The following is a 3,413-nucleotide window of genomic DNA, read 5'->3' as shown; positions in this document are numbered from 1 at the left end:
TCACTGAGGAGAGTACGACTCCAAAACCAAATTCGTTCGATAATAGTGCTAAGAGCTAAAATAGACAGAAAAAGCAGCGGCCACATGGCCACTCCGCCTTTTTGGATTAAATCAGTTATACTCACGAGTTGTTTTGTTCCTCCAATACCGGGCGATTCGGGGTTGATTATTTAGTTTAAGATTTAAGTCGATCGATTGACATTTATACTTTTTATACCATTTTTCAAAAATCGTGCCATACTTAAGGCGTTTCTCCTAAAGATGAAGTATAACCTGATAGGGCATCCTCTACTGTCTCGGAGTCTCGACTAGGAAATTAATTCTGCACGACTACTTATAGCCGTTATCAGTTTTTTAGCCGCCGGCTGTTTTTGATTACTTGCCAAAAACCCCACCTTCTGCTGCAAACTAACGTCGTCTCAACAAATTTTTCATCTCTCCCCAGATAGAAAGTTGACCACCTAGACTAGAGGGATGGGTGAAAATTCCCTGACGGGGACTGAATAAAAAGGCCAACATAAATAGGGTAAAAGCGACAAGCACGATCGCCGGTCCAGAGGGTAAATTCCAGTAATAACTTAAATACATCCCACTGATACTAGAAACAATACCCACACCCACACCTAAACCCATGACTTGATGGAGACGGGTAACTAAAAGATAAGCAGTGGCCGCGGGGGTAATCAAAAGGGACAAAACGAGGATTACTCCCACCGCTTGGAGACTAGCAACTATTGTCAGACCGATCAGGAGCATTAAGCCTAAATCTAATAAATTTACCGGTAAACCCGCCGCTTGCGCCCCGATTTTGTCGAAAGTGTAGAATAATAGTTCTTTATACAGGAGCAAAACGGTTAACAAAACGATAACGGCAATAATTAGGGTATCGCGGATGTCGGCAGCAGTGACACCCAGAATATTGCCGAAGAGAAAGTGATTCAGGTCAATTTTGTTGTTTTTTTGGATGAGAGTGATCAGGGTGATGCCAAGAGCAAAAAAAGCCGAGAAAACGATCCCCATGGCCGCATCTTCTTTGATTGGGGAACGATTACGGATCAAATTAATCAGTAGAGTACTGACCATTGAGGCTAGTAAAGCACCCAGTAGCAGATTAAAATTACCAATAAAAGCGATCGCTAATCCGGGTAAGACCGAGTGACTGATGGCATCGCCCAAGAGGGCCAAACGTTGTACCATCAGGTAGGTTCCCACCACCGCACAAATGATCCCGACGATGATGGCTTCAATTAGGGATCTCTGCATGAAACTATACTGTAAGGGTTCGATTAATCCTGTTAATAGATTGTTGCCCATGAATCTGCCTTGGGGTTAAATTTTTCTGATTCTCGATCGAGGTTTTGCTCCTAGGGTCTATCTTCTAAATCGGGGGAGAAGATAGGTTAGGATAATTAGGATTAATTGTAAGTTTTTTCACTCCTAACCGCTGCCATGGATACCCCCGTTCTTTCCTCAACTTTTTTTCTGACTCTCCTGCTCATGGTGGGATTATTCTTTTTTATTCGCGGTTCCGTCAAGGAGCGTATCGAACAGCGTGTCTATCTTACCAGTACCAGTGACGACCAACTATTAGAACAACTGCGAGATTATTTTGACCGACGTTCCTATCAAGTCAAGGCGATCGAACCCGAACAGAATATTGTCAGATTACAGGGTTTTGTGCCGCCTAGCCCCTTTCTAGCGATATTTTTGACAATTTTAGCTGCCTTGGGTTTATTTTGCTTCTCACTGGTGTTATCGGTGTTATTTCCCGATACTAATCCCTATATTTTTGCTCTTGTGGGTTTATCTCCCCTCGCGGGTGTTTTCTATTGGCAAAAAGTCGGCCGTTTAGAGGAAGTGGCTTTTAAAGTAGAAAGCAAATCTCAGCAAACGGAATTAACTGTCAAAGCCCATCGAGACGAGTTAAGACAACTACAAGATAGTTTAACCTTTCTAGAAAGACAATAAGCTTTTTATGTCCTATGAACGCCTAATTTATCTGGCCGATACCGATGCGGCCGGTGTGGTTTACTTTGCCCATCTTCTCTCGATCTGTCATGAAGCCTACGAGTTTTCTTTAGCACAATTTGGCATCAATATTAAGGATTTTTTGAAAGATTCTCCGGTTGCCCTACCGATTACTCAAGCGGAAATCCAGTTTTTTCGTCCCCTTTTTTGTGGCGATCAAATACAGATTGATTTCACTGCCCGATCCCTGAGCGAAAACGAGTTTCAATTGCAGTATAAAATTTATTTGGCTGAAATCATGGTCGCAAAAGCGAAAACTCGCCATGTGTGCATCGCTCCCACCGCTAGAAAAAGAATCCCTTTACCGGAATCTTTAAAACATTGGTTAGGATATTTATCAACCCTAGAGGAGACTGGTATTTAAGGGATGATTTGGGCAGATTTAACGATAATTTTAACTAGGGATTGGTGGCACAATGCTTGGCAATTATTTAACCTTAGCACCGGGAGGATTATCTGGAATTCTTTTCTGGCCTTTATCCCCTTTATCCTTAGCTTTTGGCTATTTCGTATCGCCCTCGATCGTTCCCTACTCTGGTGGTTAATTCTCTTAGTTTTCCTGCTTTTTTTACCCAATGCTCCCTATATTCTCACCGATAGCATTCATTTAATCTCTTATGTTCAGCAGGATTACGCCAAAAGTTTAATTTTTTTAGTTTTAATTCCCCAGTATAGTATCTTTATTTTTATTGGCTTTCAGCTATACGTTCTCTCCTTACTTAATTTAAAAAGTTATTGTCAGCAAAGTCAGCTAAATTCAGCAGTTTTACCCCTAGAAATAACTCTCCATTTTTTAAGTGCGATCGGTATTTATCTAGGGCGTTTTCTCCGGCTGAATAGTTGGTATCTAGTCACTCAACCGCAGCAACTATTCTGGAGTTTGCAGAATTTACTGACTCAAAAACCTTTGATATTCATCTCTATCTGTTTTTTAATTATTTGGGTACTATACGAAATCAATAAAAGGCTTTACAATCGATTTTTTGGCTACAATTAACGCCTATCGGGGATTTCGACCCTCTCCTAGTCTCTTTCCGATTAATTAAAAGATAGTAGGAAGACAGAGATCAATTGGCCGCAGCGAAAGTAGTCGTGCAAAATTAATTTCCTAGTCGAGACTCCGAGACAGGAGACAGGAGACGGGAGACGGGAGACGGGATACAGCTATTAGGGATCGGATTTGAGTTTTCAGTTCACTGTTTACTGATCACAGCAGAAGTCTGACGGAGTAGTGGCTTAGATGTGTAATTAATTGTGCTTAGATACTTATGATCATCGAAAATTTGGGTCTGAAACCCCGCCGTTTTAGGTTGGCTTTGCTGTTAAATATGAGCATCGTTTACGAAATATATGCTAAAATATGAGACATGGAAAAAGCCTATTCT

At 41.3% G+C, this 3,413-nt stretch carries 4 protein-coding genes and 1 pseudogene; 3 read left to right on the top strand and 2 right to left on the bottom strand.

The window, feature by feature from the left end:
* Together PX481_RS25625 and PX481_RS25620 are read right to left on the bottom strand one after the other, a co-directional pair.
* Positions 1-86: pseudogene (locus PX481_RS25625) on the bottom strand (MotA/TolQ/ExbB proton channel family protein); the annotation flags it as partial.
* Positions 87-408: 322 nt separating this feature from the next.
* Positions 409-1,314: a metal ABC transporter permease gene (locus PX481_RS25620; RefSeq protein WP_002760671.1), complete on the bottom strand. Its 906-nt coding sequence runs from the start codon at positions 1,312-1,314 to the stop codon at positions 409-411.
* Positions 1,315-1,449: 135 nt separating this feature from the next.
* On the opposite strand from PX481_RS25620, the gene PX481_RS25615 reads away from it, so the two are divergent.
* From PX481_RS25615 to PX481_RS25605, 3 genes are read left to right on the top strand one after another with little or no spacing between them, the layout of a single operon-like run.
* Complete coding sequence (locus PX481_RS25615) at positions 1,450-1,968, top strand: cofactor assembly of complex C subunit B (RefSeq protein ID WP_002734244.1); 519 nt, start codon at positions 1,450-1,452, stop codon at positions 1,966-1,968.
* A gap of 7 nt (positions 1,969-1,975) precedes the next feature.
* Positions 1,976-2,392 (top strand): acyl-CoA thioesterase, encoded by a 417-nt coding sequence (locus PX481_RS25610; protein ID WP_002760673.1) that lies wholly within the window; start codon positions 1,976-1,978, stop codon positions 2,390-2,392.
* Positions 2,393-2,395: 3 nt separating this feature from the next.
* Entirely contained in the window at positions 2,396-3,025 is a 630-nt protein-coding gene (locus PX481_RS25605; RefSeq protein WP_002760675.1) for a DUF1361 domain-containing protein, read from the top strand.
* Positions 3,026-3,413: the final 388 nt, after the last annotated feature.

It is taken from the genome of Microcystis sp. M53603_WE2, from assembly GCF_030065435.1.
The sequence above is the reverse complement of the archived record's forward strand: the minus strand, read 5'-3'. Positions and strand labels throughout refer to the sequence as shown.